Annotated in this window: 23 protein-coding genes; 10 read left to right on the top strand and 13 right to left on the bottom strand. The window is 63.7% G+C overall.

What is annotated here, in order from left to right; translation table 11 throughout:
* The first annotated feature begins 65 nt into the window (after window positions 1-65).
* The 4 genes from BUB23_RS02580 (at window position 66) to BUB23_RS02565 (ending at window position 5,626) form a co-directional block, all read left to right on the top strand.
* Window positions 66-1,502: a cytochrome ubiquinol oxidase subunit I gene (locus tag BUB23_RS02580; protein WP_073101482.1), complete on the top strand. Its 1,437-nt coding sequence runs from the start codon at window positions 66-68 to the stop codon at window positions 1,500-1,502.
* 4 nt (window positions 1,503-1,506) lie between these two features.
* Entirely contained in the window at window positions 1,507-2,514 is a 1,008-nt protein-coding gene (cydB, locus tag BUB23_RS02575) for a cytochrome d ubiquinol oxidase subunit II (protein WP_073101481.1), read from the top strand.
* Window positions 2,514-2,669 (top strand): DUF2474 domain-containing protein, encoded by a 156-nt coding sequence (locus tag BUB23_RS02570; RefSeq protein ID WP_073101480.1) that lies wholly within the window; start codon window positions 2,514-2,516, stop codon window positions 2,667-2,669. The genes cydB and BUB23_RS02570 overlap by 1 nt, the downstream gene beginning before the upstream one ends.
* Window positions 2,670-2,782: 113 nt before the next feature.
* Window positions 2,783-5,626 carry an adenosylcobalamin-dependent ribonucleoside-diphosphate reductase gene (locus BUB23_RS02565; protein ID WP_073101653.1) on the top strand — a complete coding sequence of 948 codons (2,844 nt, stop codon included), beginning with the start codon at window positions 2,783-2,785 and terminating at the stop codon, window positions 5,624-5,626.
* A 40-nt stretch (window positions 5,627-5,666) separates the two neighbouring features.
* On the opposite strand, the gene BUB23_RS02560 is transcribed toward BUB23_RS02565, so the two are convergent.
* The 6 genes from BUB23_RS02560 to BUB23_RS02535 form a co-directional block, all read right to left on the bottom strand.
* Window positions 5,667-6,518: an alpha/beta hydrolase gene (locus BUB23_RS02560; RefSeq protein WP_073101479.1), complete on the bottom strand. Its 852-nt coding sequence runs from the start codon at window positions 6,516-6,518 to the stop codon at window positions 5,667-5,669.
* Window positions 6,515-7,021 (bottom strand): hypothetical protein, encoded by a 507-nt coding sequence (locus tag BUB23_RS02555; protein ID WP_073101478.1) that lies wholly within the window; start codon window positions 7,019-7,021, stop codon window positions 6,515-6,517. The genes BUB23_RS02560 and BUB23_RS02555 overlap by 4 nt, the downstream gene beginning before the upstream one ends.
* A 122-nt stretch (window positions 7,022-7,143) precedes the next feature.
* The gene (locus BUB23_RS02550) at window positions 7,144-7,344 is read right to left on the bottom strand and encodes a hypothetical protein (RefSeq protein WP_073101477.1); all 201 of its coding nucleotides are present in this window, start codon (window positions 7,342-7,344) and stop codon (window positions 7,144-7,146) included.
* A 42-nt stretch (window positions 7,345-7,386) separates the two neighbouring features.
* Window positions 7,387-8,079 (bottom strand): cytochrome b/b6 domain-containing protein, encoded by a 693-nt coding sequence (locus BUB23_RS02545; RefSeq protein ID WP_073101652.1) that lies wholly within the window; start codon window positions 8,077-8,079, stop codon window positions 7,387-7,389.
* Between the two features lie 39 nt (window positions 8,080-8,118).
* A complete protein-coding gene (locus BUB23_RS02540; protein WP_073101476.1) occupies window positions 8,119-8,460 on the bottom strand; it encodes a hypothetical protein in 342 nt (113 codons plus the stop codon).
* A gap of 46 nt (window positions 8,461-8,506) precedes the next feature.
* A complete protein-coding gene (locus tag BUB23_RS02535; protein ID WP_073101475.1) occupies window positions 8,507-8,872 on the bottom strand; it encodes a hypothetical protein in 366 nt (121 codons plus the stop codon).
* A 486-nt stretch (window positions 8,873-9,358) separates the two neighbouring features.
* On the opposite strand from BUB23_RS02535, the gene BUB23_RS02530 reads away from it, so the two are divergent.
* The 5 genes from BUB23_RS02530 (at window position 9,359) to ribA (ending at window position 15,045) form a co-directional block, all read left to right on the top strand.
* Window positions 9,359-10,717, top strand: a complete 1,359-nt coding sequence (locus BUB23_RS02530; protein ID WP_073101474.1) for a substrate-binding protein — start codon at window positions 9,359-9,361, stop codon at window positions 10,715-10,717.
* Between the two features lie 47 nt (window positions 10,718-10,764).
* On the top strand, window positions 10,765-11,640 hold the full coding sequence (locus BUB23_RS02525) for a branched-chain amino acid ABC transporter permease (protein WP_073101473.1): 876 nt from the start codon (window positions 10,765-10,767) through the stop codon (window positions 11,638-11,640).
* Window positions 11,637-13,478, top strand: a complete 1,842-nt coding sequence (locus BUB23_RS02520) for a branched-chain amino acid ABC transporter ATP-binding protein/permease (RefSeq protein ID WP_073101472.1) — start codon at window positions 11,637-11,639, stop codon at window positions 13,476-13,478. Before BUB23_RS02525 ends, BUB23_RS02520 begins: the two co-directional genes overlap by 4 nt.
* Complete coding sequence (locus BUB23_RS02515; RefSeq protein WP_073101471.1) at window positions 13,465-14,169, top strand: ABC transporter ATP-binding protein; 705 nt, start codon at window positions 13,465-13,467, stop codon at window positions 14,167-14,169. The genes BUB23_RS02520 and BUB23_RS02515 overlap by 14 nt, the downstream gene beginning before the upstream one ends.
* A gap of 204 nt (window positions 14,170-14,373) precedes the next feature.
* Window positions 14,374-15,045, top strand: coding sequence for a GTP cyclohydrolase II (gene ribA, locus BUB23_RS02510; protein WP_425439517.1), 672 nt, complete (start codon window positions 14,374-14,376; stop codon window positions 15,043-15,045).
* A gap of 9 nt (window positions 15,046-15,054) precedes the next feature.
* Here the strand turns inward: ribA and dbpA are convergent, their stop codons facing one another.
* Window positions 15,055-16,443 carry an ATP-dependent RNA helicase DbpA gene (gene dbpA, locus BUB23_RS02505; protein WP_073101470.1) on the bottom strand — a complete coding sequence of 463 codons (1,389 nt, stop codon included), beginning with the start codon at window positions 16,441-16,443 and terminating at the stop codon, window positions 15,055-15,057.
* Between the two features lie 138 nt (window positions 16,444-16,581).
* Entirely contained in the window at window positions 16,582-17,232 is a 651-nt protein-coding gene (locus BUB23_RS02500) for an FMN-dependent NADH-azoreductase (protein ID WP_073101469.1), read from the bottom strand.
* A 117-nt stretch (window positions 17,233-17,349) separates the two neighbouring features.
* On the opposite strand from BUB23_RS02500, the gene BUB23_RS02495 reads away from it, so the two are divergent.
* Entirely contained in the window at window positions 17,350-18,255 is a 906-nt protein-coding gene (locus BUB23_RS02495; protein WP_073101468.1) for a LysR family transcriptional regulator, read from the top strand.
* A 31-nt stretch (window positions 18,256-18,286) separates the two neighbouring features.
* Here BUB23_RS02495 and BUB23_RS02490 read toward each other — a convergent pair whose 3' ends face one another.
* From BUB23_RS02490 to BUB23_RS02470, 5 genes are all read right to left on the bottom strand, one after another.
* The gene (locus tag BUB23_RS02490) at window positions 18,287-20,320 is read right to left on the bottom strand and encodes a nitric oxide reductase activation protein NorD (RefSeq protein WP_073101467.1); all 2,034 of its coding nucleotides are present in this window, start codon (window positions 20,318-20,320) and stop codon (window positions 18,287-18,289) included.
* A 21-nt stretch (window positions 20,321-20,341) separates the two neighbouring features.
* The gene (locus BUB23_RS02485) at window positions 20,342-21,220 is read right to left on the bottom strand and encodes a CbbQ/NirQ/NorQ/GpvN family protein (RefSeq protein ID WP_425439512.1); all 879 of its coding nucleotides are present in this window, start codon (window positions 21,218-21,220) and stop codon (window positions 20,342-20,344) included.
* Window positions 21,120-22,505: a cbb3-type cytochrome c oxidase subunit I gene (locus BUB23_RS02480; protein WP_084135643.1), complete on the bottom strand. Its 1,386-nt coding sequence runs from the start codon at window positions 22,503-22,505 to the stop codon at window positions 21,120-21,122. The genes BUB23_RS02485 and BUB23_RS02480 overlap by 101 nt, the downstream gene beginning before the upstream one ends.
* Window positions 22,506-22,547: 42 nt before the next feature.
* On the bottom strand, window positions 22,548-23,411 hold the full coding sequence (locus BUB23_RS02475; RefSeq protein ID WP_073101466.1) for a c-type cytochrome: 864 nt from the start codon (window positions 23,409-23,411) through the stop codon (window positions 22,548-22,550).
* A 368-nt stretch (window positions 23,412-23,779) separates the two neighbouring features.
* Window positions 23,780-25,783 carry an OPT family oligopeptide transporter gene (locus tag BUB23_RS02470; RefSeq protein WP_073101465.1) on the bottom strand — a complete coding sequence of 668 codons (2,004 nt, stop codon included), beginning with the start codon at window positions 25,781-25,783 and terminating at the stop codon, window positions 23,780-23,782.
* Window positions 25,784-25,867: the final 84 nt, after the last annotated feature.

Below are 25,867 nucleotides of genomic sequence, written 5' to 3'. Positions count from 1 at the left end.
AAGCGAGGGATCCCAGAGCAATCGCCGTTATACTGATCCTGTGTGACCGCAACCAGGAGCGATGTATGGATGTCAACGCGCTATTGCTGGCCCGGATCCAGTTCGGCTTTACGATCTCTTTCCACATCATATTCCCGGCCATCACGATAGGCCTGGCCAGCTACCTGGCGGTGCTCGAAGGGTGCTGGCTCAAGACCCGCAATCCGGTGTACCGGGACCTCTATCATTTCTGGATCAAGATCTTTGCCGTCAACTTCGGCATGGGCGTCGTATCGGGGCTGGTCATGGCCTACCAGTTCGGCACCAACTGGAGCTATTTCTCGGATTTCGCGGGGGGCGTGACCGGGCCGCTGCTGGCCTACGAGGTGTTGACCGCCTTTTTCCTGGAAGCGGGCTTCCTGGGGGTCATGCTGTTCGGCTGGACCCGCGTCGGGCCCGGCCTGCATTTCTTCGCCACTATCATGGTGGCGCTCGGCACCCTGGTCTCGGCGACATGGATACTGGCCTCCAACAGCTGGATGCAAACGCCGGCCGGCTACGAAATCATAGCCGGGCGGGTCGTGCCGGTCGACTGGCTGGCGGTCATCTTCAATCCCTCTTTTCCCTATCGCCTGGCGCATATGGGAGTGGCCGCCTTTCTGGCCACGGCGCTGATCGTGGCGGCCGCGGCCGGCTGGCAACTGCTGCGCGGCAACGACAACCCGGCCATCCGCAAGATGCTGTCCATGGCCATGTGGATGATACTCATCGTGGCTCCCTTGCAGGCGGTCATAGGCGACTTCCATGGCCTCAACACCCTCAAGCACCAGCCGGCCAAGATAGCGGCCATCGAGGGGCACTGGGAGAACAGGCCGGCCGGCGAGGGGGTTCCCCTGACGCTGTTCGGCTGGCCCGACATGCAGGAAGAAAAGAATCATTTCGCTGTCGAGATTCCGCGCCTGGGCAGCCTCATCCTGACGCACAGCTGGGACGGGCAGTTTGCGGGCCTGAAAGAATTCGCGAAAGCGGACCGGCCCAACTCGACGGTGGTGTTCTGGACTTTCCGCGTCATGGTCGGGCTGGCCTTGTTGATGATAGCCCTGGCGCTCTGGGCTGCCTGGGCGCGCTGGCGCGAACGGCTATACGACTCCAGGGGGCTGCTGCGTTTCGCCCTGTACATGGGGCCCAGCGGCCTGGCCGCCATACTGGCGGGCTGGTTCACCACGGAAATCGGGCGCCAGCCCTGGATAGTCTATAACGTGATGCGCACCGCCGATGCGGTGACGCCGCATGGCGCCCTGGAGGTAGGGGTGACGCTGGCCCTTTTCGTCATCGTTTATTTCGTCCTGTTCGGCGCGGGCATCATCTACATCTTGCGCCTGATGCGCAAGGGTCCTGTCCCGCACGAAGGCGACGCCCCGCCGCAAGGCGGCCCGGGCGAACGGCATACGCCCAGCCGGCCGCTGTCGGCGGCGCCCGACAATGACGCCGCCGATACGCTGGCGCAGGCAACTCGAGGATAAGGCTATGGGTATCGATCTGGCCCTGCTATGGGCGATTATCATTCTGTTCGGCATCCTCATGTACGTCGTGATGGACGGCTTCGACCTCGGCATAGGGATACTCTATCCCTTCATCAAGGGCAAGGACGACCGCGATGTCATGATGAATACCGTGGCCCCCGTCTGGGACGGCAACGAAACCTGGCTCGTGCTGGGCGGCGCCGGTTTGCTGGCCGCCTTTCCCCTGGCCTATTCGGTGATACTCAGCGCATTCATGCTGCCGCTCATCTTCATGCTGCTGGGCCTGATTTTCCGGGGCGTGGCCTTCGAGTTCCGTTTCAAGGCGCACGAGAACCGCCGCCATCTGTGGGACAAGGCATTCATCGGCGGGTCGATAACGGCCACCTTCTTCCAGGGGGTGACGCTGGGCGCCTACATCCAGGGCATCAACGTCGTCAACCGTGCCTACGCGGGAGGCCCGCTGGACTGGCTGCAGCCCTTCGCGATCTTTACCGGCCTGGGGCTGGTGGCGGCTTATGCCTTGCTGGGGTGCACCTGGCTCATCCTCAAGACCGAGGGGCCTTTGCAGGACCGCATGCGGCAGCTCGCGCGCCCGCTGACGCTGATCCTGCTGGCGGTGATAGTCGTGCTCAGCATATGGACGCCCATGGCCCATAGCGACATCGCCCGGCGCTGGTTCAGCCTGCCCAACTTGTTCTGGTTCGCTCCCGTGCCTATACTCGTATTGCTGGCGGCCTATTACCTGCTGCGCTCCTTGAACAACGATCCCCACGGCGGGCCCTTCCTGCTGACGCTGGCGCTGATCTTCCTGGGGTATAGCGGGCTGGGCATCAGCGTGTGGCCCAATATCATCCCGCCCGACATCAGCATCTGGGACGCTTCCGGGCCGGCGCAAAGCCAGGGCTTCACCCTGGTCGGCGCCTTGCTGATCGTGCCCCTCATCCTTATGTACACGGCCTGGTCGTACTATGTATTCCGCGGCAAGGTCAAAGCGGGCGATGGTTACCACTGATGCCGCAGCCGCCCAAGAAAGACCGGCCCTCCTGGGGCAGTCGCGTGGCCTGGCTCATAGGCATCTGGGCGGCCAGCATAGGCGTGCTGGCCATCGCGGCCTATCTGCTGCGGCTGCTGATGAATTGGGCGGGAATGACGGCCGGGCACTCTTGATTTGGATCATGGGTAGCCTTGCCCGCGTGTGATACCGTCGTCGATTGCGCATTTTATTTCCGCCGCCGGCCCTGCTTCCTACAGGCCTCGGCGCGGGCACCAAGGATCAAGACATGCAACAAATGGAAAACACAGCGATAGCGCTGGCGCAGCCGCAGGACATCTCCACGGAAGTGCTCATCGAGAAATACGCCAAGGGCGGCGAAACCAGCATTACCGAAGTGCGCGCGCGGGTGGCCGACGCGCTGGCGCAGGTGGAGGACCCCAGGCAGCGCAAGAAATACGCCGGGGAATTCCTCTGGGCGATGCAGCATGGCTTCATTCCCGCCGGCCGCGTCAACAGCGCCGCGGGCACCGATCTGCAAAGCACGCTGATCAATTGCTTTGTGCAGCCGGTGGGCGACTCGATCACCGAGCGCGTCGATGGCAAGCCGGGCATATACACCGCGCTGGCCCAGGCCGCGGAAACCATGCGGCGCGGCGGCGGCGTGGGCTACAATTTTTCCGCCATCCGGCCGCGCGGCGCCATGGTCAAAGGCACCGGCAGCAGCGCTTCGGGCCCGATCTCGTACATGCGGGTTTTCGACCGTTCATGCGAAACGGTCGAATCCGCCGGCGCCCGCCGGGGCGCGCAAATGGCCGTCATCAACGTCACCCATCCCGACGTCATGGAATTCATCACCGCCAAGCAAGAGCGCGGCCAATTGAATAATTTCAATGTTTCCGTCGGCGTCACGGACGAATTCATGCGGGCCGTCGAAGCCGATGACTGGTTCGAGCTCACCCATGCGACCGAGCCCAATGGCGACTTGAAAGGCAAGGGAGCTTACCGGCGCGACGACGGCCAGTGGGTCTATCGCAGGGTACAGGCCCGCGAGATATGGGACCTGATCATGCAAAGCACCTATGCCGCGGCCGAGCCCGGCGTGCTGTACCTGGACCGCATCAACGCCGAAAACAACCTGGCCTATTGCGAAACCATAGAAGCCACCAATCCTTGCGGCGAACAGCCGCTGCCCGATTATGGCTGCTGCTGCCTGGGCAGCCTGAACCTGACCGCCTACGTCGCTGCGCCCTTCACGGCCAACGCCTCTTTCGACTTCAAGCAATTGCGCAAGGCCACCCGGCTCGCGGTGCGCATGCTGGACAACGTGCTGATGGCCACCAAATGGCCTCTGGACGAACAGAAGCGCGAAGCGGACGCCAAGCGCCGGCTGGGCCTGGGGTTCACCGGGCTGGGCGACACCCTGATCATGCTCGGGGTACGCTACGATTCCGAGCAGGGGCGCGAACTCGCCGCCGATATGGCGCGCGAGATGCGCGACGCCGCCTACGAGTCCTCGGTCGAACTGGCCGGGGAGCGCGGCGCCTTTCCTTTGCTGGATGCCGAAAAATACCTGCAGGGCGGCTTTGCGTCGCGCCTGCCCGAGGGCATCCAGGAAGCCATACGCAAGCACGGCATACGCAATTCCCACCTTACGTCCATTGCCCCCACAGGCACGATTTCCCTGGCTTTCGCCGATAATGCCTCCAATGGCATAGAGCCCGCGTTTTCGTGGTTTTACAACCGCATGAAGCGCATGGCCGATGGCAGCAAAAAAGACTATACGGTGGAGGACCATGCCTATCGGGTCTATCGCGCCCTGGGCGGCGACGTGAACGACCTGCCTGCCGCTTTCGTATCGGCGCTGGAAATCTCCGCGATCGATCACATGCTGATGGTGGCCGCCGTGGCGCCTTATGTCGACGCCGCGATCTCGAAAACGGTCAACGTGCCGGCCGATTATCCTTACGACGAGTTCAAGGACCTCTACATGCAGGCGTGGCATCGCGGACTCAAAGGCATCACCACTTACCGGCCCAACAATATCCTGGGCGCGGTATTGTCGGTTCCCGCCGAAGCCAGCACGCCGCAGCCCATCACCTTGTCGGAGCAGGACAAGCGCCTGGTGCTGACCGAAGTCGCCATGTCGCCGCCGCTGGCATCCCTGCGCTGGCCGTCCCGTCCCGGCCTGCCCGCGGGCGCTTCCGGCTGGGTCAGCGAGACCATACATACGCCCCAGGGCGAATTCGCGGTGGTGGTGGCCGACCAGGCCAGCGTGCCGTTCGAGGTGTGGGTGCTGGGCGGCCAGCCGCCGCGGGGGCTGGACGCCATCGCCAAGACCCTGTCGACCGATATGCGCGCCAATGATCGCGGCTGGCTGCGCAAGAAGCTTTCGGTGCTTTCCAGCGCCTATGGCGACGGCTTCCAGATGCCCATGCCGCCCAGGGGCGAGCTGGTGCAGGTTCCCAGCGCCACGGCGGCCCTGGCCCGGCTGGTGGAGTGGCGCTACAACGACCTCGGCGCGCTCGAAGCCCAGGACGACGATCCGACGCCGGTGCTCAATGCGCTCTTCGCCCCGCACGAGCCCAAGACGGGCACCGACGGCACCCTGGCCTGGGTCGCCGACGTGCGCAACCCTTCCACTCAGGACGACTTCGTGCTGATGCTCAAGGAATTGCAAATGCCCGACGGCAGCCGCCGCCCTTACAGCATGTGGCTGACCGGCGCGCACCCGCGCGCCCTCGATGGCCTGTGCAAGCTGCTTAGCCTGGACATGCGGGTGGTCGATCCGGCCTGGATAGGCATGAAGCTGCGCAAGCTGCTCAACTACGCCGAACCGCGCGGCGATTTCCTGGCGCGCGTGCCCGGCAGCGAAAGGCAGGCCAATTATCCTTCCACGGTGGCGTATGTGGCGCAATTGGTGATACACCGCTACGCCATGCTGGGCATCCTGACCGAAGAGGGCATGCCCATCAACGCCATGGGCGTCGTGGCCGACGAGCCCGCGCAAGGCTCTTCCGGCAACACGGCCATGGTGGGCAAGCCTTGCAACGAATGCGGCAATCACACGGTCATCAAGAAAGACGGCTGCGATTTCTGCACGGCCTGCGGCGCGATAGGCAGTTGCGGATAAGGTTGTTCAGGGCCGGCCGGAGGCCAGCATCTTCGCAAGGTCAGGCGCCGGCCAGGCGCAGCGCCTTGCCGAAGAAGGCGCTGCTTTCCCGGGCGAGTTCATTGAGGATGTCGAAGTGATCGCAGCCGGGAACGGTGTGGCGCTCGATAGGTCTTTCGGACGTGGCGTAGCGGCGGGAGTAAAGGTCGGCCTGGCGATGGAATTCCGCGGATTCGGCGCCCCCGCAGACCACTAGCTGCGGCGCAAGCGGGTGCGGGGGATGGTTGACCGGGCTTAACTCGCGCGCTTCGGTGCCGTCCATTTGCAGCGCATCGTTGATGGACGTGCGGCGCAGCGGCGCCAGTTCGTACACGCCGGAGATCGGAATCCCCCCTTTGACCAGGTCTTGCGGCAGGCCGGAGCCTATCGCCGGCCAGTCGGCGGCCATGATCATGGCGGCGAGATGGCCGCCCGCCGAGTGCCCCATCACGAACAGCTGCCCGGCCGACAGGCCCAGCCTGCCGGCGTGGCGCCAGATCCATGCCAGGGCGCCGCGCGCCCTGGCGGTGATGTGGGACAGCGAGACGGCGGGGCACAGGTCGTAATTGACGATGACGACGGAGACGCCGTTCTTGACGAAAGGCTCGGCAATGAAGCTGTATAGGGATTTGTCCCCGCGCTGCCAATAACCGCCATGGAAATAAACCAGGGTCGGGCGGCGGCTGGCGTCGGCGGCGGGAAAGACGTCCAGGCGCTCGCGCGGACCCGGGCCATAGACGACATCCAGGCTGCACGGCGCCGCCGCCCGGTAGGCGGCGCTGCGCCGCGTCCAGTCGGGCAGGACGGCCAGGCCATAGTCGGGGCGGCCCGCCAGCGCGTTGTATTGCGCTTCGATGTCGGCGTCTTGCTTCAAGGCCGGCGCGCCGTGCGGTGCTTGACGGTTTTCCCGTCGTAGACATAGACGTCGACCGCATCGGGCGTATGCGGGCTGGGGGTCTGCAGGGTAAGCTGGCGCCCTTTGGCGCTGACCTTGATCTGGTCGTTGCAGGAGCCGAATTCGGGCGACAAGGTATAGCCGGATTTATCGAGCACTATCCAGCGGTAGGAGATGGGGCAGCCATTATTGCCGCTATTGATGGAAACCAGCGCCGCCTGCGCCGCGGGCATGTTGAAGGCGTAGGTGATATTGAGAATGCCGCGGACTTGCGGATCGACGTCGGTGTTGTCGACCTGCAGGCGGGACTCGTATACGTATTCGCTGCTGGCGACATGCAGGTCCCCATAGGGCGTGGATAACTGCAGGCGCGACGGGCTTACCGGCCAGGTGGGGGGTGCGGCCGCGAGGGCCTGGCTGCCAAGCAGCAGCAGTATGCTGGCCAGGAGCCGTGGAACTGGAGCGGGTATGGCGGGACTCATATCAGGCCGATTGTTACGATGTTGCGCGTGAATACCACGCTTTGTAAAGCCTATTACATTTCATTTTGCGTGGACTTGCAAGTGGCTTTCGGCCGACTTCGAAAAAGAATTAACCATGGGCTCTAAGTCGTAGTAATCATTAGGTATAAGAGCGCCACGGTCATGAGAGAAAAGTAGACTATCACCCCGGCCACCAGGCTTTTCAGCACATTCTTGAATTTTTCGGAAAAGGTGGGTGTAAGGGAGCGGCGCAGGCGCTGCACGTTCCACCACCATGTGCCGGCCGCCGCGAGCATGCTGAGCAGGATAATTGCGATTTTCATGCGCTCATTTTAGCCAGGGAAGGCCGGGAACGGTTTCAGGCGCTAGTAGAAAGCCCCGCCCGCCGGCGCGAGGGTGGTCAGCCACCAGACGCCGGCCGCGATCGCCGCGGCCAGGGCCGCCGCTCCCAGGCGCACCAGCCAGGTGTCCTGCGCGCCTTGAACAGGCGCGCCCGGCTCAGCGGCGACCTCGGCATCCCCATGGATCATGGGGCCGAGCAGATCCTGATGGCGTTTCAGGCGATACCACAGGATGGCCGCGACATGCAGGGCGATCAGGGCGATCATGACCCACTCGTTGAGCTTGTGCAGCCCGGTCAGGGTGGAGGACCATTCGTCGCTCAAATAGGCCAGCGGCCCGGAGGTCAGGACGTCGTCGTTGGCGAACAGCCCGCTGACCGCCTGGAAGCCTATGGACAGCAAAAGCGCCATGACCGAATAGGCGCCCAGTGGATTGTGGCCCGCGAGATGGGCCGATTGCCCGCGCAGATAGCGCCAGGCGGCCGCGGGGCCGCGCAGGAACTGGCTGAAGCGGGCATAGCGCGGGCCTACCAGGCCCCATACCAGGCGAAAGGCCATCAACCCCAGGGTGACCAGCCCCAGCCAGACGTGCCAGTCCATCCACAAGCCGCCAAGCTTGACGGTAATGTACGAGCCGATGACGCAGCACACCAGCACCCAGTGGAACAGGCGGGTGGGAAGATCCCAGACGCGGATGCGGACGGTATTCGTGGCCATGGCTGCGGCGGCTATGGGTTCGCGGCGCGGAGCGCCCATTCAATGCATGCTGGTTTCATTGCTGCGCTTGAGCAGTGCTATCAGCTTCTGTTTCAGGCCGGACGAAAAGATGGGCACGAGCAGCAGCTTGCCTTCGGCGTCCACGGTCGATTTGATCTCGATGAACTGATTGACGAAGGCGGAGGTGTTGCGGGCGTTTTTTTCGTAGGCCTGGAGCAGTTTGTTGGCGGCGGCTTGGGCCTGGAAAAGCACGGTCTCGGGCTGCTCGGGCGTCTGGCTGGCGTAGTGGGTGATCAGCACATCCATGTCGTCCAGGAACAGGCTTAGCGCGTAGCTGCCGCGACAGTCGGCGCGTTCATAGCCCCATTGCTTTGTAGTCATGTTGACTCCCTGGTTGAAGGCGTAGGCGGATGATAAGGGGCAAGGCTTAGTTGATGCTGCGCGACGCGTGCTGCTGAGCCTGCATTTCGATGATCAGTTGTTCAAGATGGGGCGAGGTCTGCAGAGCCAGGACGGGCGCCGTTTCCGGGTCGGAATCGTCGCGCTCCAGCTGCAGCAGGATGGTCTGGCCTTCGAAGGCGCCGGGATTGGCCTGGATCTGCACGTATTGGTTCAGCAGGCGGTCAACGGCCTTTTGCGCTTCGAACAATTGTACGGACAGCGGGGACTGCGCATGCAGGGTGAACTGCTGCTCTATGGTTTTGGCCAGATCCCAGCTGAAAAACATCAAGGCCTTCTGGCCGTGGCATTCGGGATGCAGGAATCCCCAGGATTCGTTTGGTGTGGTATTCAAATTTCGTATCTTTCAGGTTAAGCCGCGACACCCGCCGTGTTGCGGCGCCGCCGCGGCGCGAGCCTTGATTTTATCCGCGTTTTGCATGTTGCGGTTTGCGCCCGCATAGGCGTATGCATCCCGGGACGGCGCGACGGTGTTTGTTATGTAAGTTCTGCGTAAGTTTCAAATTGTATTTCTAATACTGGCTTGATGGCATGCGCGCAATTGCGCAGCCGGGCTGAATAATTAACGCCGCCGCATCCGCGTATGCAAGACGGCAATAAATACGAGACAAGCATTTTGTAGCAAAGTTTCCCTAGACCGACCATTCCGGCATTTTATGCCGGAAGTCTGCGGTTAATCATATCGCTTTACGATATCGTAGAACGATATAAATACGGGGAAAAGCGGGCGGGCGAGGCATTGCCCGGTAGTCTTCAAGCCGGCAAACAGACCGGCGGCGGCACAAGCACCATTTTTGGCACATCACAAAGGAGAAACAGGATGGACGACAGAAAATCAAGCAATAGCGCGAGGGCGGGCGTAGGCCGCCGCTCCATGTTGAAGATGGGCGCGGGCACGGCGGCCGCCGCGCTGGTGCCCGGGCTGCCGGGCGTCGCCCTGGCAGCGGATGAAAAGAAGCCGGTGGGCAACTATCCGGCGGGCGTGGCGGGCGATTCGGTGTTCGTAGGACTGACGCTCGATCTGACCGGACCCTATTCGGCCGAGGGCGCCGACGAGCGCAAGGGCTATGAACTGGCTATCGAGCAACTGAACGCCGGGGCCGAGCAGATCAGGAAAATTTCGCCGCTGACCAAGAAAGGCATTCTGGGCAAGACGGTCAAGTCCGGTGTGGCGGACGCCGAAACCAAGCCCAACACCGCGGTCCAGGCCGCCAGCCGCTTCATCCACGACAACAAGGCCATGATGATCTCCGGCAGCGTCAGCAGCGCTGTGGCGATTGCGCTGCAGAAAGTCTGCGACCGCGAAAAGACGATCTACCTCTCGGCCATCAGCGGCTCCAATGAAACCACCGGCGTCGATTGCCAGCGCTACGGGTTCCGCCTGTGCCATTTCGCCTATTCGGCTTCCAAGGCGATCGCGCCGGTGCTGGCCAAGAACCTGGGCAAGGACCGCAAGGCCATCTACCTGGTTCCCGACTACACCTATGGCCACACCACCTACGACTCGATGGTCGAGTTCACGGAGAAGCAGGGCTGGAAGACGGTCGGCGAACAGGTGCACCCCCTGGGCGCCAAGGATTACAGCTCATACCTGATCAATATCGCCAACAGCGATGCCGACACCCTGGTCGTCGTGGCCTACGGCGCCGACGCCGCCAACTCGATCAAGCAGGCCAAGCAGTTCGGCATCCTCGACAAGATGTCGCTGGTCGTGCCTTACATGGCGCCCTTCCTGGGCGAGGAGGTCGGGCCGGAAATCATGCAGGGCGTGTACGGCGCGACCGGCTTCTGGTGGACGCTGCAGGACAAATACCCGATCGCCAAGGATTTTGTCGAGGCCTTCGAGAAGAAGTTCGGCGGCAAGCCCCATGATTCCGCCTACATCGCCTATTTGCAGACGGCATTGTGGGCCGACGCCTGCGAGCGCGCGGGCAGCTTCTATCCGCCCGACGTGATCAAGGCCTACGAAAAGGGCGAGAAGCGCCAGGGCCCCGTCGGCGAGGTCTACTTCCGCGGGGAAGACCACCAGGGCATCATCAACTTCCCCATCGTGCGCGGCAAGAAACCGGCCGATATGAAAAGCAAGGAAGACCTGTTCGATATCGTCGAAGTGATCAATGGCGCCGATGTCGTACCGGCTTTGGGTGTCCTGGGCTGCAAGCTGGGCGCGTACGCATAGGTTTAGCGACTGCGTTTAGCGCACTTACCGCAAAAGGAGGAGCTTGAATGCCGAGCATGTCGTTGTTCTTGTCGCAGCTATTCAACGGGCTGGCAACAGGCCTGTTGCTGGCGCTTATCAGTACCGGTTTGACCATTATCTACGGCACGCTCGGTGTTGTGAATTTCGCGCATGGCGCCCTGTTCGTCGTCGGGGCCTATGCCGGCTTTACGGCCTATGGCATGACGGATTCGTTCGTCATCGCCATTGTCGCCGGCGCGCTGGTCACGCTGTTCGTCGGCCTGGTCATCGAGCGCGGCCTGATGCGCCTGTATTACGGCCGTCCGCCCGAAGACCAGATCCTGGTGACCTTTGGCATAGGCATCATTCTCATCGAGGCCGTGCGCGCCATCTATGGCGGCATCAGCCAGTCCGTGCCGACCCCCGCATGGGGGCAGGGCATAGTCCATATCGGATCGCTGGTCTATCCGCTGTATCGCCTGCAGGCCCTGGCGATCGCCGCCGGCACGCTGGGGGTGCTGTATTTCATCCTGTACCGCACCAGCCTGGGGCTGATCGTGCGCGCCGGAATTGAAGACTCGCAAATGGTCAATGTCCTGGGCATCAATGTCAAACGCACTTTCCTGCTGGTGTTCGGCATCGGCGCCATGGCGGCCGGCTATGCCGGCGTGATCGATTCCCCGATTGTCACCCTGGCGCCCGATATGGGGCACCGGATACTCGTCGATTCGTTCGTGGTTGTCGTCATTGGCGGTGTGGGGTCGTTTCCCGGCGCCATCATCGGCGGCATCATCGCGGGCGAAATTCTCAGCCTGACTTCCATGTTTGATCCCGCCTATTCTGATGTGATGCTGTTCGTCGTGATGGCCCTGGTGCTCATCTTCCGTCCGCAGGGCTTGATGGGCCAGGAGGGCCGCGAATGAGCACGCATAATCTACCTGGCGCCTTTGCGCGCCGCCAACTGCCCGAACTGATCGTGGGCGTCTGTCTGCTTGCCGCGCCATTCGCGCTGCCGTATCTGGGCATGAGCCCCGATCTGCTGACGCGCATATTGATCTGGGGTCTGTTCGGCCTGGGCTTCGATCTGCTGTTCGGCTACACCGGCCTGCTGTCCTTCGGCCAGGCGGCTTTCTACGGAACGGGCGGCTTCGTGGCGGCCTATCTGCTGACTTCCGGCCTGGTGCCGCATATGCTGCTGGCCCTGCTGATCGGGACGGTGGTGGCGGCGTTTGCCGGGCTGGTCATCGGCTACCTGACCCTGCGGCGCACGGGCATCTATTTTGCAATGAGCACGCTGGCCTTCGGCGAGATGTTCTACTTCCTGCAGAATTCGTCCTTCAAGCGCTACACGGGGGGCGAGAACGGCATTGCCGGCGTGCCTCCGCCGGAAATAGACCTGGGCTTCACGACCATCCATATTTCCAGCGGCTGGCCCATGTACTGGTTCGTGGCGATCTTCTTTTTCGTCGGCTACCTCATCGCGCGCCGCATCGTCCGTTCGCCCTTCGGCGCGGTGCTCAAGGCCATACGCGGCAATCCCAAGCGCGCCATGGCCCTGGGCCACGCCATACAGAACTACAAGCTGACGGTTTTTGTGATCGCCGCGGCGTATGGCGGCCTGGCCGGCGGGCTGCTCGGGGTGTTCCAGGCTTATATGCCGCCGGACGCCTTCGCGCTGGATACCTCGTCGCAGCTGGTGATCCAGACGGTCATGGGCGGCGCGGGAACCTTGCTGGGGCCGCTGTTTGGCGCCACCATCTGGCTTTACCTGTACGAAGGGCTGCAGCAGGTGGCGAATATCGGCGCCTACTGGAAGCTGATACTCGGCATCGTGTTCGTGGTGCTGGTCACCGTGTTCCGCCATGGCGTGGCCGGCGGCGTGCTCGATTACGTCAAGCGCCGCCGCCGCAGCAGCCAGGTGGTCGATCCGGAGGCCGATTCCAAGGTCAGCTCGCAGCTCGATATCGTCGCGCCGGCGGCGGGAGGGCGCGTGGGCGCGCCGGTACTCGAAGCCCGCGGCATCACCAAGCAATATGGCGGCCTGACGGCGGTCAACGATGTAACCTTCGCCTTGGCCGAGGGCGAGCTGCGCGGCGTCATCGGCCCCAACGGCGCCGGCAAATCGACTTTCTTCGCCATGCTGGCGGGCGAGCTGGCGACGACCACTGGCCAGGTGTTCTTCCGCGGCCAGGAGATCACCGGCATCGGCGTCACGGCGGTCTGCCAGCTGGGCATGAGCAAGAGCTACCAGATCAACCAGCTTTTCGAGTCGCTCACTGTCAGGCAGAACGCCATGATCCCGGTTCTGGCGCGCAGCCGCGGCAAGTTCCGCGGCGATATGCTGCGCGGCCTGCATCGCTCGGAAGGCCTGGACGGGCAGGTCAATGCCGCGATCGAGCTGGTGGGGCTTACGCACCAGGCCGATACCCTGGTTTCCGAGCTTCCTTATGGCGAAAAGCGCCGGCTGGAAATCGGCCTCGCCCTGGCCACCGGCGCCAATGTGCTGCTGTTCGACGAGCCCCTGGCCGGCCTGGGGCCGGAGGAACGCATACACGTCGTCGCTTTACTTAAATCGATACGCAAAGGCCGCAGCATGGTCATCGTCGAGCACGACATGGACGCCATGTTCGAACTGGCCGAGCGCATCACCGTACTATATGAAGGCCGCAAGCTGGCAGAGGGCACCCCCGACGAAATTCGGATGGATCCCGCTGTGCAGGCAGCCTATCTCGGAGGGATGGACGAGCATGAGTCTGCTTGAGGTCGACAAAATCAACAGCTACTACGGGGATTCCCACATCCTTTTCGATGTCTCCATGCGCGTGGAGGAAAACGAGGTGGTGGCCCTGCTGGGGCGCAATGGAGCAGGCAAGAGCACGACGCTCAAGTCCCTGATGGGGATGGTGCAGCCCAAGAGCGGCGTCATCCGCCATAACGGCGTCGAAGTGCAGCACCTTCCCCCCTATCAATTGGCCAAGCGCGGCATCCAGCTGGTGCCGGAGGAGCGGCGCATTTTCGGGCAGATCACGGTCCAGGAAAACCTGCAGCTGGCCGCGATGACGGCGCCGCAAGCCCGTTCGCTGGAAGAAATTTACGAAACCTTCCCGCGCCTGGCCGAGCGCAGGCGCAACCGCGGCAAGCAGCTTTCGGGCGGCGAGCAGCAAATGCTGGCCATCGCCCGCGCCATGATACGCAACGCCAGCATCATCCTGCTCGACGAGCCTTTTGAGGGCCTGGCCCCACTGATCGTGCGCGACCTGATCGAGGTCTGCCGCAAGCTGGCTCAAAGCGGGAATACCATAGTCATCGTGGAGCAGAACGTGCGCGCCGCCTTGTCGCTGGCCCATCGCTGCTACATCATCAACAACGGCCACATGGTGTACGAGGGAACACCGGCCGAATTGCATGGCGACAATACCGTCATCGAGAAGTACCTGGGGGTCAAGGTCTGATTGTCCGGCTGGCGGGACGGTGAAAACCGGCAGCGCCTACTACTCCCGGCCTCATTGCGGAAGTATCATTAGGCTTGTGCTTGCGGCTTCCATCGGAGCCGCAAGCGAGCTCAAGCCTGCGGTGCGCCCGGAGTCCGGGCCTGCGCGGCACCGCCGCCCAAGAGTGTTAACCTCGGGTTTCTTTCTGTTTTGAGGTTATTTATGCTGCCCTTGCACGGCGCTGACGCTGGCTTAGTAGAAAACGAAAAATCGGGCGATGAGCCGGGCGGGCCGGCGGGCCAGCAGCTGGACTACATCACATCGAGCAAGCTGCCCACCCCCTGGGCGACGTTCGGCATCCATGTCTTCGTCGAAGCTGCCACCGGCAAAGAGCACCTGATGCTCACCCTGGGCGAGGTCGGCGACGGCGAGCCGGTGCTGGCGCGCGTGCATTCGGAATGCCTCACGGGCGACGCCTTGTTCAGCCAGCGCTGCGATTGCGGCGCCCAGCTTGAAACGGCGCTCAAGGCGATTGCGGCGCAAGGCCGCGGCGCTTTGCTGTACATGCGCCAGGAAGGGCGCGGCATCGGGCTGGTGAACAAGATACGCGCCTACCGCTTGCAGGACGCGGGGGCGGATACGGTCGAGGCCAACGAGCAGCTGGGTTTCCCGGCGGACATGCGCCGCTATGATTTATGCAAGCCCATGCTGGATCATTTCGGCATCGCGTCTTTGCGCCTGATGACCAACAATCCGCGCAAGGTGGATACGCTGGAAAGCCTGGGGGTGCCAATAGTGGAGCGCATCCCCATCCAGGTGAATCGCAACCCCTTCAATGAAAACTACCTGAGCACCAAGGCGGCCAAGCTCGGGCACTGGCTGAAAGAGCGACTTTAAGCTTTAAGCTCAGATTTCCGACATGAAGCGCATCCTGAAGCGTCGGCCCTTGATGTTGCCGGCGCTCAGCTTGGCAAAGGCTTCTTTCGCTATCCGCCGGTCCAGCGCGACGAAGCTGACGAATTCCAGGATATTGATCTTGCCGATCTGGTCGGCGGCGAAGCCGGCGTCCTTGGTCAGCGCCCCCAGCAGATCCCCGGGCCGCAGCTTGTCCTTTTTGCCGCCTTGGACGCAAAGCGTGATCATGGGCGGGTTCAAGCGGCCGCCCGGCGCGGGCTTCAGGGTGCCGGGGCTGGCCCAGACTATGGGCTGCCCCTGATATTTCTCGATCTGGCTGGCCCAGCGCATTTCGTCGGGCGAGCACAGGCTCAGCGCCAGGCCTTTGGCCTGCCCGCGGCCGCTGCGGCCGATGCGGTGTATATGGACTTCGGCGTCCGGCGTGACGTCGACATTGATCACCGCGTCCAGTGTCTGGATGTCCAGGCCGCGCGCGGCGACATCGGTGGCCACCAGCACCGAGCAACTGCGGTTGGAGAATTGCACCAGCACGTCTTCGCGCTCGCGCTGCTCGAGGTCGCCGTGCAGCGCCAGGGCGCTGAAGCCGCGTGATTCCAGGTACTGCATCAGTTCGCGGCATTGCGCCTTGGTGTTGCAAAACGCCAGGGTGGAAACCGGCCGGAAGTGTTCCAGCAGCTGTCCCACCACGGCGAGGCGGCGGCCGGGCTCTATTTCATAGAATAGCTGCTCGATCTGGCTGGCGTCGTGGACCGACTCCACCTTGACCTCGGCCGGCTTCTTCAGGAATCGGGCGCTGGCCTTGCGGATGTCGTCGGCATAGGTGGCCGAGAACAGCAGGGTCTGGCGCTGGGCCGGGCAGGCGCCGACGATGTGGGTCACATCATCGTAAAAGCCCATGTCCAGCATGCGGTCGGCTTCATCCAGCACCAGGCTGCGGATGCCGGATAGATCCACCGTGCCGCGATCGATATGGTCCATCAGCCGGCCCGGCGTGGCGACCACGATATGGGCGCCGAACTTCAGCGATTCGACCTGCGGGCGTATCGGGGTGCCGCCGCATAGCGTGATGATCTTGGTATTGCCCACGGCGCGGGCCAGGCGCCGCAGTTCATTGGCGACCTGTTCGGCCAGTTCGCGGGTGGGGCACAGCACCAGGGCCTGCGTTGCCGACAGGGCCGCGTCCAGGGTATGGACTATGCCCAGGCCGAATGCGGCGGTCTTGCCGCTGCCGGTTTTGGCTTGCGCGATCAGGTCGCGGCCCGCCACGATGAGCGGCAGGGCTTGCGCCTGGATGGGCGTCATGGCCTGGTAACCGAGGTTATCAAGATTATCGAGTATGGCGCGCGAAAGCGGCAGGGAGGAAAAGGAGAGGGGGGTCACAATAGGCAGGCAATCTGTGCGTCTGGCCCGGGACCAGGATTGGTTCAGGGTCGAGACGGCTGGCTTGATTGTAGCCCCTGATTGAAATCCGGCCGCCAGGCGGGCAAGGCGGCCGGCAGCGCGCTGCCGGCGCCGGACTCAGGCCGCGGCTTCGGCCGATTCGGGGACGAACGAGCTGGTGGCCAGGACCTTGATGCATTCATCCGCCGTCTGCAAGGCGTTTGCAAGGCTCTCGGCGCCCATGGCGGTGCCTTCGGCGCGCACGACGCGCACATCGGTGATGCCGAAGAAACCAAATATGGTCTTCAGATAGGTTTCCTGGTGTTCCATGGCGCGGCCGGCTTCGCTGGTCGAGTAGATGCCGCCCCGGCTAAGCGCCGCGATCACGGTCTTGCCCTTGGCCAGGCCCACCGGGCCGTTTTCGGTATAGCTGAATGTGCGGCCTGCCTGGGCAAGGCGGTCTATCCAGGATTTGAGCTGGCTGGGTATCGAGAAGTTGTACAGGGGGGCGCCCACTACAATCACGTCGGCGGCCAGGAATTGCGAAACCAGGGCTTCGGACAGGGCATTTTCGCGGCGCTGGGCGTCGGTCAAGGCCTCGGTCGAAGGCGGCAGGCGGAAACCCATGGCGTCGCTGGAAAAGTGGCTGGGCGTGTCGGCGGCCAGGTCCAGGTATTGGACCTCGGTGCCGGGATGGTCGGCCATCCATTGCGCCACGATATCTTTGGTGAGCTTGCGCGAAATGGAATTGGCGCCGTTGATGCTTGAATCGACATGCAGCAGTTTCATGATTTCTCCGGGTTGGTTTGCAACAATGCATGGTCACATTGTGCATTCGCACCGCGACATTGATAAGTCAGTGAAAATGCGATAGATTGTCCTGAATTTGAGGCGAATGGAAAGGCGATGCAAGACTTGAACGACATGCTGTATTTTGCCGAGGTGGTCAACGCGGGCGGCTTCGCCGCGGCGGGGCGCGCGCTGGGCCTGCCCAAATCGCGGCTGTCGCGGCGCATAGCCAGGCTGGAGGCGCAACTGGGCGTGCGGCTGCTCCAGCGCACCACGCGCAAACTGTCTCTGACCACGGCGGGCGAGCTGTATTACCGCCACTGCGCCGCCATGTGCGACGAGGCCGAGGCCGCCGCCGCCGCGGTCGCCCACGTGCAGTCCGAACCTCGCGGCATCGTCCGGGTGGTATGTCCGGTGACCGTCGCGCAAACCGTGCTGGGCCCCATCCTGCCGGACTATCTGGCGCAGTATCCGGCGGTCCAGGTCCACATGCAGGTCAGCAACCGCGTGGTCGATCTGGTCGAAGAAGGGGTGGACGTCGCCTTGCGCGTGCGCTCGTCGCTCGCCGACAGCGGCAGCGTCGTCGTCAAGCACCTGGGCCTGACCCAGGCCTTCCTGGTGGCCAGCCCGCGGCAGCTCGAGCGCCAGGGCAGCCCCGGCGATCCCAGCGACCTGACGCTGCTGGACTCGGTATCAATGTCGGTCAACGATGGGCGCGCCTTGTGGCAGCTGTTCGGCCCCAACGGCGGGCAGTATACCGTCACGCATCGCCCCGCCTTTGTCGCGGATGATCTTCTGACGCTGAAGTTCGCGGTGCTGGGCGGCATAGGCATGGGCATCCTGCCCGACTATATGTGCCGCGATGAACTCGCCGACGGCAGGCTGGCGCTGGTGCTGCCCCATTGGGCGCCCCAGCCCGGCATCGTGCATGCGGTGTTCGCGTCGCGCCGCGGCCTGGTGCCGGCGGTGCGCTCTTTCCTGGACTTCCTGGGCGAACGCCTGGCGCCGGAGGCGCAACCATGAATTCCCGGATTACCCGGGAGCGCCGCGCTTATTAGCGGGACAGCAGGCGCCGCATCCAGTCCAGCAGGACGGTGGGCAGCAGTTCGGGTTTGGGCAGCAGGGCATATTGGCGCGGCCCGAATACGGCCGGCAGATAGCTGGCGGCTTGCCGGTCTATGGTCAGGCAGAAGGGAAAGATCCCTTGCAGCTTGGCTTCGCCGACGGCGCGCCGCATGTCCTCCACGCCATAGCGCCCTTCATAATCGTCGGCGTCATTGGGTTTGCCGTCCGACAGGAGCAGCAGCAGCCGGTGCTGAGACGCTTCTTTCATCAGCAGCATGCTGGCGTGGCGCAGGGCGGCTCCGGTGCGCGTATAGCGCTCGGGCTCCAGGGCGGCGATGCGCCTGGCGATCTGCATGTCGTAGCGCTCATTGAAGTGCTTGACGGCGCTCACCGTGACGCCCTGGGGCCCTTCGCCGGAGAATGCCTGGACGGAGTAGGGCTCGCCCAGCCCTTCGAGCGCCGTGCACACCAGCAGCAGCGCTTCGCGCTCGACGTCGATGACGCGCTGCGTGGCCGACAGCCAGGAATCGGTGGAACCGCTGATGTCTATCAGCAGCATGATGGCCATATCGCGCTTGCCGGGGCGCTGGCTTTCGTAAAGCGCTTGCGGCATGGCGCGGCCGGCGCGCCTGTCCGCAAGCGCCTCGATGTAGGCGGCCAGGTCTATGCCGTCGCCTTCCCGCTGTTTGCGCAGCCGCGTGCGCTCGGGCCTCAGCATTTCGAAGCGCCGGCGGATCACGTCCAGCCTGCAGCGGTGCTTTTCCAGGGTCTGCTCCACCCATTCCGCGGACGCGGCCCCGGGCGCCAGCAGGTGCACGGTCGTGCCGGGGTCGCGGTAGGCGCCGAGCCGGTAATCCCATTCGGGATAATGGACGCTGGCGGCCCCGGCCTGCATGCTTTCCGGCCGGGTGGTGGCATGGCCGTCCGGCGGATCGTCGGACAGCAGGATGTCCTTGGGGCGCCCCGGCGTGGAAACCAGCCTGGCCTCGGCCAATTCCGAAAGGGAATCGGCGAACTCCTCGGCGGGCGTTTGCTCGTCCCGGTCGGTGGGCCGCTGCATGCCCATGGGGTCTTCCGCATGTTCCATGGGCTGGGACGGCTGTACCATCCAGACCCCTTGCCGTTCGTCGTCTTCGTCCTTGGCGGCGGCGCGCGCTTTGGGGCGGCGCGCCAGCCTGGCGCTGCGCGGCGGCTTGCCGGGCCCGCCAGTGTCGCCCTGGTCCATGGCATTGAAGCCCGAGGCCGGCGCCGCGGCCGGTACGACATCCCCGGTCCAGTAATCCTTGAGCACGGCGGCGGCGCCCCATCTGGACGAAGCCAGGTCTATGGCGGCCAGCCGGGGCGCCAGCCGCCTCGCGCGCGCGATCGACAGCGCCGGCGTGGCGCAGCCGGCGATGCCGTCCGGCGCCGCCCCGCAGCGGCTTTGCAATATGGAGCGCAGCAACAGTTCCAGAGGGCGGTACCACGGTGAAATCGTCTCCAGGGGGGGCCGCGCCGCCAGCGCGCTGGCGCGCAGGGCGTGTATGGAATCGGCCAGGCCGGGCAGCATGCGTGCCAGCGCCTCGTCGCTGGCGCAGGCTTCCAGCAGCAGGCAGATATCGCGCTCGAGCGGCGAAGGCAGGGCGGCGATGGCCTGGACGCCGCCGCGCCGCGCCCGCATGGCTTGTTGCAGCGCCATGGTGCGGAACCGTTCCAGGCTGGCGTCGAAGTCGCTGCTTTGGAAATCGCCAGGCAGCCACAGGGAACTGCCGTCGGTGGCCGGTATGGCGCGCGCCGGCAGAGGCAGATCACCCCTGCGGAATAGCGCCGCAAGCGCGGTGCGAGGCGCGGCCGGCTGGGCGACGCGCAGGGAGTAGCGGACCCCGAAGACCGCGCCTATCAATAAATCCACGCGGTCGGCGACATCGGCCAATTGTATGATGCCGGGGGCGTCCGGCTTGTGGCGGCGGCGCTGCCAGAGCTGCCGGGCGAATATGGTCGCATGGCGCGCGGCGTCGGTGATCAGGTCTTCCGCTTCCGCCATCGCCAGTCCCCGGGCGCCGGCTCAGGCAAAACTCAGGTCGACCAGGTCGCGCATGGCGCCGACCAGCGAGCCGTCGTCCGACAAGGGCGCAACCAGCCCGGCATAGCAGGCCCGGCGCAGCGGAATGCCGCCGGCTATCAGCTTGGCCGTGGCGACCAGCAGGCGGGTGCTGGGCACCTCCGCCAGCCCGCGGTCCTGCAGGCCGCGCAGCTTATGGGTCAGCGTGACCAGCGCATGCGCCGTGCCGGCGTCGACGCCGCCCTCGTGCACCAGGATGGCGATTTCGCGCTCGGCGGGCGGGAAGTCGAAATCCAGGGCGACAAACCGCTGCCGCGTGCTGGGTTTCATGTCTTTCAACATGCGTTGATACCCCGGGTTGTACGACACCACCAGTTGGAAGCCGGCGGCGGCATGGATGAGTTCGCCGGTTTTCTCCAGCGGCAAGGTGCGCCGGTAATCGGTCAGCGAGTGCAGGACCACCACCGTGTCCTGGCGCGCTTCGACCACTTCATCCAGATAGCAGATGGCGCCATGGCGCGCGGCGCTGGCCAGCGGCCCGTCCTGCCAGACGGTATCGTCATGGTGAATCAGGTAGCGGCCGACCAGATCGCCGGCGCTGAGGTCGTCGTGGCAGGAAACCGTGATCAAGGGCCGGCCCAGCCGCCATGCCATGTATTCCACGAAGCGCGTCTTGCCGCAGCCGGTCGGCCCTTTGAGCATCACCGCCAGCTGATGGGCGTGGCACTGCTCGAATACCGCCACTTCATCGCCCGAAGGGATGTAGTAGGGCTCCGCCACCTCAGCCCGCCCGCCCGCCGCTTGCCGGCGCCACGCCCAGAGGCGTGGCGCCGGCTTCGACGCCGGCGGCATCGAGGCGCGGCGCATGCCGGAAGAAATCATAGATGAACAGGCCGACGCCAATCGCGAACAAGGACGCGCAGGCGATCAGCATGACGAAGTGCACCTGGATTTTCAGCTGCACATCGAGGTAGCCTATGCCCAGCACCCGTTCCAGGTAGACCTGCCCTATGCCCGCCGTGGCGAAAGACAGCGTCATGCCGAACATCCCGCTGACCTGCAGCCAGAACGCCCAATAGCCTATGCTGCTGCCCTGCTCATCGCTGTCGCGGGTCATGGATGGCATGGCATACGAGATCATCGCCATCACGATCATGGCGTAGGCCCCGAAAAAGGCGGCGTGCCCGTGCATGGCGGTAATCAGCGTGCCGTGCGTCCATTTGTTGATGTCGGGAAAGGTATGCGCCAGGCCGAGCAGCCCGGCGCCGAACAGGCCGAAGACGGCGCTGCCCAGGGTCCAGTGCAAGGCCAGGGTGTTGGGGTGGTTTACCCCCGAGCGGCGCATGGCGTAATAGGCATACATGGCCATGCCCAGCAGGGCCAGGGGCTCCAGCGCGCTGAAAAAGCCGCCCAGGGGCAGCCAGTAGGCCGGCACGCCTATCCAATAGTAGTGGTGCGCCGTGCCCAGGATGCCGGCAATGAACACCAGGCCCACGATGACGTACAGCCACTTTTCCATGACCTCGCGGTCCGCGCCCGACAGGCGGATGAGCAGGTAGGCCAGGAAGGAGGCCTGTATCATTTCCCACACGCCTTCGACCCACAGGTGTATGGTCCACCAGCGATAAAAAATCGAGACAATGTAATTTTCGTAGTGCAGGAGGGCGGGCAGGTAGAGGACGGCGGAGCTGCCCAGGCCCAGCAGGAGCACGCCCTCCGTGGTGGTGAACCGGCCCGATCGCTTGATGGTCATGCCTATGTTGTACAGGAACATGAGCATCACGACGACGATGACGATCTTGTGGGGCAGGGGCTGCTCGAGGAATTTGTTGCCGGTTCCGTAGCGGAAGAAATAGCCGATCACGGCGGTCACGCCCATGACCGCCCATAGCGCCAGCTGGATATAAGCCAGCTTCACGCTGTAGATTTCGCTGCGCGATTCATCGCTCACCATCCAGTAGGTGGCCCCCATGAAGCCGGTCAGCAGCCACACGATCAGCAAATTGGTGTGGATGGTCTTGGTGACATCGAAGGGCATGATGTTCAGGAAGGGATCCGGCCCCAGGTACTTGGTCGCCGACAGCAGGCCGAACACGATTTGCAATCCGAACAAGATCAGCGCAAGTGCAAAATACCAGTAGGCAACAGATTGAGATTTATAACGCATGGCGACTCCTAGTCTAGATGTCGGTTCTGATTCTTTTGCGTGTCATTTGAAGCTTGCCAGGTAGGCGACCAGGTGGTCGATCTGTTCCGGTTTGAGATCCTTTGCATAAGTGGTCGGCATGAACGAGGCGCCATTGGCCGAATACATGGCGCCCGGATGCAGGTAGGCGCTGGGCTCGACGATGGATTCGTGGATGAATTCCGCCGCGGTCTTGGCCTTGCCTTTGTACTCGGGCGAGGCTATGGTTTCCTGGGCGCGCGTGGCGATGCCCGCCAGCGTGGGTCCGGCGAGGTTCACGCCCGGCGCGGTGGAATGACAGGCGGCACAGGCCGGCGTGGCAGTGCGGAAAAGGGCCTCGCCCAGGGCAACGGGATCGTTGGCGCTGCTGACGGGCGCGGCGCCCGGCGGCAGCTTGCTGGTGGCCGCGGGGTTGCCGGACTGCTGCGCCACTGATAGATCGGTGCCTGGTATGGAGCCGCCGGACACCAGTATGGGGCGCGGCGGCCAGCCCTGGTTGTCGACCTTGCTGACCCAGTCCATGAAGGCGATGAGGTCGGCGATGTCCTGGTCGTCGATGTCTTGTTTGGGCATCAGGCGGCGATGCTTGGTTTCATCGTAGAACTGCGAGGGGTCTTTCAGGAAGGCCGTCAGATAAGGCGTGCCGCGGTGCTGGGTGATCTTGGTCAGGTCGGGGGCGTAATAGGCGCCCTCGCCGAGTATGGTGTGGCAATTGATACAGTTGTTCTTGTGCCAGACGTTCTGCCCGCGGATGACACTATCGGTGATATTTTCCGAATGTGTCAGTTTGGGAAACTGGCGATGGCTGTCCAGGGTGAGCCCCAGGAAAATCACGACGGCGACGCCGGTCGAGGCCAGGGCGAAAATGCGGGTCTGCCTTTTATTCATGTCGGCCTCCGCTCATACACCGATACCGGACCAGTACTTGACTGCGATAACGGCGGCATAACAGATGGCCAGCCCTCCCAGAGCTAGAACAACATGGCTCACGATTCTAAGTGTTTGATACGGCGTCGAACCTTGCATGAATGCACTCCCCGTTGTTGACCAAGAATGGCGAAACGATAAGGTGGATCGGCATGACCTGTGTGTTGTTGTCGCTACACTACCTCTTTAACATTCTTTATGGTGTAACTTTTAATAACTAAAAAGCCGTTTCAATCAATGACCTTGCTCGGGAGTGGGAGGGTTCGCGGGGCCGCCGGCCTTGCGCCGCCGCTAGCCGTTCCGGTTCAGGACGCCCCGGCCTGATGCGCCTAGCGCGTCTTGAGCGTGCGCCGGATGAACATCAGGCACATGGCAAGCAGGCCGAGCAGGCCTATCCATTTGCCCGCCGTGGCAAACCCCGGTCCGACCAGCGCCAGGGGAGCGTCGCTGCCCCCGGATCCCACCGACACGACTATCACCATGGCCAGCACGACGCCTATCAGGCTTTCGCCGACGATAAGGCCGGAGGCGAACAGGGTGCCCTTGCGCTCCGCTTGCGCCAGCCGGGCGCTCAGGGCGGCCGGCCGGCCCCCGCTGGCGGCGTGGATGCGCCGCTTCACGAACCACGAAATCAGCGAGCCGACGAACAGCGCCACCACGATGGAGGGCGGCAAGTACAAGCCCATGGCCACCGCCAGCGAGGGCAGGCGGCAACGCGCGGTGTAGCGGCCCAGCAGCACGTCGATGACAATGACGGCGATCCCGCCGCCTATGCCGATCAGGATATAGGTCCAGTCCAGGGTGCTGGCGAACAGGCCGGTGGCGATGGTGATCATCAGGGTGGCCTGCGGCGCGGCCAGCGCCTGCAAGGGATCCATGTCGCTGCGCGGCAGGGCTCCAAGAAACCCATAGGCGTTGTACAGCAGTTCAAGCACGGGCGGAATGGCCAGGGCGCCCACCACGCAGCCGATGATCAGCGCGGCCTGCTGGCGCCAGGGGGTGGCGTGAACCAGCCAGCCTGTCTTGAGGTCCTGCAGATTGTCGTTGGAGATGGCGGCGACGGCCACCACCACCGAGGTGCAGAAAATCGTCAGCGCGGTAAAGAACCGGACATTGGCGGGGTCGGCCAGCAGGCCCTGCGATTGGGCGATTCCAATGAAAATCAGGGAAATGGCGATGATGGAAATGATGGCGATGCCCGAAATGGGACTGGCCGACGAACCGACCAGGCCGGCCATGTAGCCGCAGGCGGCGGCCACCAGAAAGCCGAAGAGAAACGATACCAGCGTACCCACCAGCACCAGTGTCCAGGCCATGCCCGCCGGCAGGCCGGATGTGGAAATAAAGGAATAAAAGGTGCCCGCCAGCAGCGCCAGCATCAGCAGCGTGACGCGCAGCAGCGTCCTGGGCGACAGATCGGTATCGCGGCGGGCAAGGGTGGCGGCGCCCGGGCCGCTCCTGAGCACCGAAAAAGAAATCTTCATGCCTTCGTACATGGGCTTGATCAATGTCAGCAAAGTCCAGAGCGCGGCGATGCCTATCATGCCCGCGCCGATCAGCCGGACTTTGGAGACCCATACGCCCACCGCGAAATCCGCCATCGAGGCGCCTTCCGGCATGGGACCGATGGCCGTCAGCCAGGGCACCGCCACGCCCCACGACAGCAGCACGCCCAGCAGCATGGCCATGCCGCCCACTATTCCTACCAGATAGCCCGCGCCCACCAGGGCGAAGGAAAATCCCATGGGCACTTGAAAAATGGCGCGTCCGGCGCTGAACCAATAGCTTGCGCTGTCGGCGGCGACTTTGAAGCCATTGGTGAGCAGGCTGAAGCCGCCCGCGACCGTTGCGCCGGCAAGGATTTCCCGCAGGCCGTTGCCGCCGCCCTCGCGGTTGCCGGCGCGCAGGATCTCGGCCGCCGCCACGCCTTCCGGATATGGCAGGTCGCTGTTGACCACCAGGGCATGGCGCAGCGGCACGGTGAAGATGACGCCGAGTATCCCGCCGCAGGCGCAGATCATGGCGGTCTGCAACACGGGAAAGCCTTGCCAGTACCCCAGCATGAGCAGGGCCGGCAAGACGAAAATGATGGACGACAGGGTCCCGGCGGCCGATGCCTGCGTCTGGACGATGTTGTTTTCCAGGATGTTGGAATCCTTGAAGGCGCGCAGCAGCGCCATGGAAATGACCGCGGCCGGAATCGACGATGCGAAGGTCAGCCCGACCTTGAGCCCGAGGTAGACATTCGATGCCGTGAAAATCAGCGTAATGATGGCGCCCAGGACGACGCCGCGCAGCGTAAGTTCTTTCAAGGAGGGTTCGGTGTTTGGCATGGGCGTGTGCTGGCTTTTCGGTATTGGGAATGGCCGGGCCGCCACCGGGAAAAGCCCGCTGGCGTGGTCCGGACCAGTGCGAAT

The organism is Pollutimonas bauzanensis (assembly GCF_900129885.1).
Classification (GTDB): domain Bacteria; phylum Pseudomonadota; class Gammaproteobacteria; order Burkholderiales; family Burkholderiaceae_B; genus Pollutimonas; species Pollutimonas bauzanensis.
This window is presented reverse-complemented; position numbering and strand designations above follow the sequence as displayed.